We start from the raw sequence: 7,887 nt of genomic DNA on the forward strand, positions 1-7,887 counted from the left end.
GGGGTGCGGGTGGGCAGTTGGAGTATGTGGGTCGTGCTGATGAGCAGGTGAAGATCCGCGGGTATCGCATTGAACTCGGCGAGATCCAGGCGGTGTTGGCCGGTTTGGCTGGGGTGGAGCAGGCGGCGGTGGTTGCCCGTGAGGATCGGCCCGGTGAGAAGCGGTTGGTGGGTTACGTTGTCGGAGCGGTGGATCCGGCCGAGCTGCGTGAGGGGCTGGGCGAGCGGTTGCCGGCTTGGATGGTGCCCGCGGCGGTGGTGGTGGTTGAGGCGTTGCCGTTGACGGTCAACGGCAAGCTCGACAAGCGGGCCCTGCCGGTACCGGAGTACTGCGATGTCGATCGTTACCGGGCTCCGGTCACGCCCATGCAGGATGTTTTGGCCGGTATCTATGCGCGGGTGCTGGGTGTGGAGCGGGTCGGGGTCGATGATTCGTTCTTTGATTTGGGTGGGGATTCGTTGTCGGCGATGCGGTTGGTCGCGGCGGTCAATACCTCGTTGGGTGCTGGTCTTGGGGTGCGTGAGGTTTTCGATGCGCCGACGGTGGCCCGGTTGGCGGCCCGGATCGGTTCGGGTGGGGGTGGGTTGGAGCCGGTGGTGGCTGCCGGTGAGCGTCCGGCGGTGGTGCCGTTGTCGTTTGCCCAGAACCGGTTGTGGTTTATCGATCAGTTGCAGGGCCCGTCGGCGGTCTACAACATGGCGACGGCGTTGCGGCTGTGTGGGCGCTTGGATGCTGGGGCGTTGGGGGCGGCGTTGGGTGATGTGGTGGGCCGCCATGAGAGTCTGCGCACGGTGTTCGGCGCGGTCGATGGTGTTCCGCATCAGGTGGTGATGGCCGCTGGGGGTGTCGATTTTGGTTGGCAGATCATCGATGCGGCCGGCTGGTCGCGGGATCGGCTTGATCAAGCGATCGTGGAGACGGCGGGTCACGGTTTTGATCTGGCGAGCGAGATTCCGTTGCGGGCCAGGCTTTTCCGGATCGCTGCTGATGAGCATGTGTTGGTGGCGGTGGTGCACCATATCGCCGCTGACGGCTGGTCGCTCACCGCGTTGGTGGCCGATCTGGGCAAGGCGTATCGGGCGCGGCTGAGCGGCCAGGTCCCGGGATGGGCGCCGTTGGCGGTGCAGTATGTCGACTACACGCTGTGGCAGCGCGCCCAGTTCGGTGGCCTCGACGATCCCGGCAGCCGCATCGGCGCGCAGCTGGCGTACTGGGAACAGATGCTGGCGGGGCTGCCTGAGCGGCTGGTGTTGCCCACCGATCGGCCCTATCCGCCGGTCGCTGATCAGCGCGGCGCCACGGTGACGGTGGACTGGCCAGCCCAGCTGCAGTTGGGGATGACCCGGCTGGCTCGCGAGCACGATGCGACGAGCTTTATGGTGGTGCAGGCCGCGCTTGCGGTGCTGTTGGGCACGCTGGGTGCCAGTTGCGATGTGGCGGTGGGGTTTCCGGTCGCGGGGCGGCGTGATCCGGCGCTTGATGAGTTGGTGGGTTTTTTCGTCAACACGTTGGTGTTGCGGGTGGATCTAGGTGGCGATCCCACGATCGCTGGTCTGCTGGCCCAGGTGCGCGCGCGCAGCCTGGCCGCCTATGACCACCAAGACGTGCCCTTCGAGGTGCTCGTTGATCGGCTCAATCCCACCCGCAGCCTGGCGCATCACCCGCTGGTGCAGGTGATGTTGGCCTGGCAGAACTGGCAGGCCGCCGACCCGGCAGCGATGGTGGCGTTGGGCGAGGTGCAGGCATCGCCGCTGCCGGTGCACACCCACACCGCGCGCATGGACCTGTCGCTTTCCCTTGGGCAGCGCTGGGATGAATCAGGGGCGCCCGCCGGCATTGGCGGGACGGTGGAGTTTCGCACCGATGTGTTCGACGCACCCACCATCGAAGTGCTCGTGGAGCGGTTGCGGCGGGTGATCGAGGCGATGACCGCTGATCCGGGGCGGCGGTTGTCGTCGGTGGATGTGCTCGACGATGTCGAGCGAGCACGCGTGGACGGCTGGGGTAACCGCGCGATGCTCAGCACGCCGGTGACATCGGGGGTGTCGATCCCGGCGGTGTTGGCCGCACAGGTGGCCCGCGCCCCCGAGGCGGTCGCGATCAGCTTCGAAGGCGCCTCGATGAGCTATCGCGAGCTTGATGAGGCCTCGAACCGGTTGGCGCACCTGTTGGTGGGGCGCGGCGCGGGCCCGGGCGCGTGTGTGGGGCTGCTGGTGCCCCGCTCGGCTCAAGCGGTCGTGGCGATTGTCGCGGTGCTCAAAACCGGGGCGGCCTACGTGCCGATCGACCCGGCGATGCCCGCGGCGCGCATCGAGTTCGTCCTCGACGACGCCGACCCCGTCGCGCTGATCACCACCACCAGGTTGGCCGAGCGGCTAGCCGGCCACCAGCTGCCGCTCATCGACATCGACGACCCCCACACCCAGACCCACCCCACCACCGCGATGCCACCGCCAGCCCCCGACGACACCGCCTACCTGATCTACACCTCAGGAACCACCGGAACACCCAAAGGGGTAGCCATCCCCCACCACAACGTCACCTGCTTGCTAGAGTCCCTGGACAACGAGGTGCCGGCGAATCACGTTTGGTCGCAGTGTCATTCGTTGGCGTTCGATTTCTCGGTGTGGGAGATCTTCGGTGCGCTACTACGCGGCGGCCGGCTGGTGGTGGTACCCGAATCGGTCGCCCGCTCGCCCGAAGAGCTACACGGCCTCCTGGTGGCCGAGCAGGTCAGCGTGCTGAGCCAGACGCCGTCGGCGTTTTACGCGCTGCAAACCGTCGACGCGCTGTTACCCGAGCGAACAGATCAGCTCAAACTGGAAACGGTCGTGTTCGGCGGTGAGGCGTTGGAACCCCAGCGCCTCGGTGCGTGGCTTCAAGACCATCCGGGTTCACCGCGGTTGATCAATATGTATGGCATCACCGAAACGACGGTGCATGCGTCGATTCGGGAGATCGTCGACGATGACGTCGATATCAATGCGAGCCCGATCGGGATGCCGTTGGGGCACTTGGGCTTTTTTGTGCTGGATGGTTGGTTGCGTCCGGTGCCACCCGGGGTCATGGGGGAGTTGTATGTGGCCGGCCGTGGTGTGGCGTATGGGTATGTGGGTCGGGTGGGGTTGACCGGGTCGCGGTTTGTGGCGTGTCCGTTCGGTGGGTCGGGGGTGCGGATGTATCGCACTGGGGATTTGGTGCGGTGGCGCTGCGATGGGCAGTTGGAGTATCTGGGTCGTGTCGATGAGCAGGTGAAGATCCGCGGGTATCGGATCGAGCTGGGTGAGATTCAGGCGGTGTTGGCCGGTTTGGCCGGTGTGGGGCAGGCGGTGGTGGTTGCTCGCGAGGACCGTCCTGGTGATAAGCGGCTGGTGGGTTATGTCACCGGGGCGGCCGATTCGCGCGATGTTCGTGCCGTGTTGGCGGAGCGGTTGCCGTCGTGGATGGTGCCCGCGGCGGTGGTGGTGCTTGAGGCGTTGCCGTTGACGGTCAACGGCAAGCTCGACAAGCAGGCCCTGCCGGCGCCGGATTACGGCGATGCCGAACGTTATCGGGCCCCGGCCACGTCCACCGAAGAGATTTTGGCCGGCATCTATGCCCAAGTCCTGGGCGTGGAGCGGGTCGGTGTCGAGGACTCCTTTTTCGAGCTGGGTGGGGACTCCATTTCGGCTATTCAGGTGGTGGCCCGGGCCAGGTTCGCCGGGCTGGTGTGTCGGCCGCGCGACGTTTTCGTCGAGCAGACGGTGGCCCGGCTGGCGGCGGTGGTAACCCTGGACACCGACGCCGGTGGTGTGGTCGATACCGGTGTCGGGCCGGTGGTGTCGACTCCGATCATCCGGTGGCTGGCCGGCGTGGATGGTGCGGTTGAGCAGTTCAACCAGACCGTGGTGGTGCAGGCGCCGGCGGGGGTGAGCGAGCCCGAGGTGGTGGTGGTGTTGCAGGCCGTGCTGGACCGTCATGCCATGTTGCGGTCGCGCGTCGGCGGGGACTGGTCGTTGACGGTGTCGCAGCCGGGTTCGGTGGATGCGCGTGGCTGCCTGCAATCGGTGCAGGTGCTATCGGATGCGGCGCTGATCGCGGCGCGCTCGCGGTTGGACCCGGCTGGCGGGGTGATGCTGCGCGCGGTGTGGGGTGCCGATACGAGTCAGCTGGCGTTGGTCGTGCATCACCTGGTGGTCGATGGGGTGTCGTGGCGAATCCTGTTGGAAGACGTCAATATTGCGTGGGCGCAGCATTGCAGCGGCCAACCGGTGGCGTTGCCCGAGGGGGGTACCTCGTTTGCCCGGTGGGCCGCGCTGTTGGCCGAGCACGCACATGATCCGGCGGTGGTGCAGCACGCCGAGGCGTGGCAGAAGGTGGCAGCGACACCGGCGGTGCTGCCGCCGGTGCAACCGGATGTGGATACCTTCGCCGCGGCGGGGCATTTGTCGGTGCAACTGGATGTCGCGACGACCCGGATGCTGCTCGGTGAGGTGCCCGCAGCGTTTCACGCCGGCATTCAGGACATCTTGTTGATCGCCTTGGGATTGGCGTGGACGCAGTTCGCCGACTGCGGGGGTGGGTCGGTCGGCATCGACGTCGAGGGGCACGGCCGTCACGAGGAGTTGGGCGCAGATCTGGATCTGTCGCGCACGGTGGGGTGGTTCACCACCAAATACCCGGTGTCGCTGACGGTCGGTGGGCTGGACTGGGCCCGGGTGATCGCCGGTGAGTCGGCCCTGGGTGCGTTGGTCAAAAACGCCAAGGAACAACTTCGCGCTCATCCGGACGGATTGACCTATGGGCTGTTGCGCTATCTGAACACCGAGGTCGACCTGACCGGGCCCGACCCGGCGATCGGATTCAACTATCTCGGGCGGTTGGGCGCCCCAGCGGCCGAGGGCACTGATGAGGTGTGGCGGGTCAGCCAGGACGGGCTGTCGGTGGCCGGCGTTGCGGCGCGGATTCCAATGACGTTGGCGCACACCGTGGAACTCAATGCGGGCACTGTCGACATCGAGACCGGCCCACAGCTGCACGCCAACTGGACGTGGGCGCCCTCAGCGCTCGATCACGCGCAGGTCAGCCTGCTGGGTCAGTTGTGGTTCGAGGCCCTGGCCGGCATCTGCGCACACGTCCAACACGGCGGCGGCGGGCTGACACCCTCAGATATCGCACCCGCCCGGCTCCACCAACACCAGATCGATGAGTTGCAACGCCTATACCGGATTGCCGACGTGTTGCCGCTGACCCCGCTGCAGCAGGGATTGCTCTTCCATGCCCGAGCCGCACAGCGCACGGGGGATGACGTTTACGCGGTGCAGCTGGGTATCACGGTGAGTGGTCCGCTTGATCCGGACCGGCTGCGCGATGCGGTGCAGATCGTGATTCAGCGGCATCCTCACCTGGCGGCCCGGTACCTCGAGCATTTCGATCAGCCGGTGCAGGTTATCCCCGCTGATCCCGGGGTGCCCTGGCGGTATGCCGAGCTGAAGGCTGGGGACGTCGAGCAGTGGGTGGAGTGGCTGTGCGCCGCCGAACGCGCTGCGGTGTGCGCCCTCACCGACGAGCCGCCCGTTCGCGTTGCATTGATTCGCACCGCACCAGAGCAGCACCGCATCGTGCTCACAAATCATCACATCGCGCTCGATGGTTGGTCGCTGCCGCTATTGCTGGCCGAAATCTTCGCAGGTTATCAGGGGCAGCGGCTGCCCGCGCCGGTTCCGTATCGCCGCTTTGTCAGCTGGCTCGCCGAGAGGGACCTCGAGGCCGCGCGCGCGGCCTGGGGTGCGGTGTTGGCCGGCTTTGAAGTTCCCACTTTGGTCGGGCCAGCGGATCGGGTGGGGCAGGGGTGTCGTGGTGTGGCCTCCTATCGGGTGTCGGAGCACATCACCGGCGCGATAAGCGAACTGGCCCGCGCGCAGCACACCACCGTCAACACCGTGCTGCAGGCGGCCTGGGCGCAGCTGCTAGCAGGGCTCACCGGCCAGCACGACGTCGCCTTCGGTGCGGTGGTCTCGGGCCGGCCGGCCGAGGTGCCGGGCGCCGACGCGATGGTGGGCCTGCTGATCAACACCGTGCCGGTGCGGGCCAACCTCACGACGACAACCACCACTACCGACCTGCTCGATCAGCTGCAGCATGCACACGCCAAAACCGTTGAGCACCAACACCTGGCGCTCAACGAGATCCACCGCATCACCGGCCACGGACAACTGTTCGACACCGTTTTCGTCTACGAGAACTACCCGACCGAGGCCGCAGCCTTGGTGGGGGCCGACGGGTTGACCGCAAGCGAGCTCAACATCCACGACTGTTATCACTACCCCCTGACGATCCAGGCTGGGCCGGGCCGTGAACTCAACCTGAGGGTGCAGTACCGCACCGATCTTTTCGCCATCGCCGAGATCGAGGCGGTGGTGGAGCGATTTACGCGGATGTTGGCCGCCATGACCGCTGACCCGGCGCTCCCGCTCATGTCGCTGAATCCAACTGATGGGAACGGTCGTAGTTGGGGCAGCGGGGCGGTGCTGACCCAACCCGCGACCACAGCGGAGCCGTCGCCGAAACGTCATGTCATCGGTGGCAGTGATAGCCCCGCTCCGACCACCCTGGTCGATGAACTTCTGGCCGACATCTTCGTCCAAGTGCTGGGCGTGGGCCGCGTCGGAGTCGACGAGTCATTCTTCGACCTGGGTGGGGACTCGCTGTCGGCCATGCGAGCAATCGCCGCGATCAATACGGCCCTGAACATCGAACTCCCCGTGACCACGCTCTTCGAAGCGCCATCGGTTCGACGGCTGAGCGAACAGGCGAGCAAACATGCCAGCAAAGAGAATTTCCTGCGGTGAATTCAGGAGAGTCGGTGAAATCCCTTCTTAAAAGGTTGGTATCCGGGCTGATTGACCCGGTCGTGTTCGGCCTGATTGTGTTTGGGACTGCCGGCACACTCCACTACTGGCAAGCGTGGGTTTTTCTCACGGTATCTTCCCTTTCGACATGGACGCTCGGCATCTTCCTGCTGCGTACCAACCCCACCGTGCTTCAGAGGCGCACGCGTGGCGGGCCGACAGCAGAGACTCGAAGTGCGCAGAAGATCATCATCGTCGGCTGGTACTTGTCGCTCGCCGCAACGGTTGTGCTCAGCGCCCTTGACCATCGCTTTGGTTGGTCGGCGGTACCAACCGCAACCTGCTTGGTCGGCGATGTCCTGGTAGCCGTCGGCCTCAGTGTGGTGATGCTTGTGGTCATTCAAAACAGTTATGCGGCGGCCACAATCCGCGTCGAAGCAGACCAAAAGCTGACGTCTACCGGTCTCTATGGGCTGGTGCGGCACCCCATGTATTCCGGCAACGTCATCATGATGGTCGGCGTCCCGTTGGCGCTCGGTTCCTACTGGGGACTGGTCTTCGTCATAACGGGCGTGATCATGCTCGCCCTGCGCATTCGGGACGAAGAACAGCTTCTCAGAGGCGAATTGGACGGATACCGCGAATACACCGAAAAGGTTCGCTACCGCCTCGTGCCGTGTATGTGGTGACCCTATTTCCCAACGTTGTGGATCAGCTCTACGCTCCTCGCGGCAAATCAGGATCACACGCGGTGCCTGATTTACGGCTGATCACTACGCTCGCCGGCGGGCTGCATTGTCGCCTGCTTCGAGTTCGACAGAGCGGCTCCAGCGGTTTACGCAATATTGCACACATGTCGAAATATCCCGCTAACATCAGCTAACCGACGGCAGTAAATTTTCCGCCGGTCATCTCACCAGTAGAAAGGTGTGATCGATGGAAAAGATACTGAAAGCTATTGCAGTGGCCGCGGTCCTGACCGGTGTGATGCTGGGGTCGTCGGGCTGCATAACGATAGACCTTGCCCCCCACGTTCTTGGCCCGGCAACTGGCCTCT

General features: G+C 65.1%; 2 protein-coding genes. Both read left to right on the plus strand.

Annotation, left to right across the window (positions count from 1 at the left end; translation table 11 throughout):
- On the plus strand, positions 1-6,830 hold a 6,830-nt coding region (locus tag AC5Y4T_RS25840; protein ID WP_499956109.1), incomplete at its 5' end, for an amino acid adenylation domain-containing protein.
- 14 nt (positions 6,831-6,844) lie between these two features.
- The gene (locus AC5Y4T_RS25845) at positions 6,845-7,519 is read left to right on the plus strand and encodes a methyltransferase family protein (protein WP_499921840.1); all 675 of its coding nucleotides are present in this window, start codon (positions 6,845-6,847) and stop codon (positions 7,517-7,519) included.
- Positions 7,520-7,887: the final 368 nt, after the last annotated feature.

This window comes from Mycobacterium sp. NGS11, assembly GCF_059813315.1.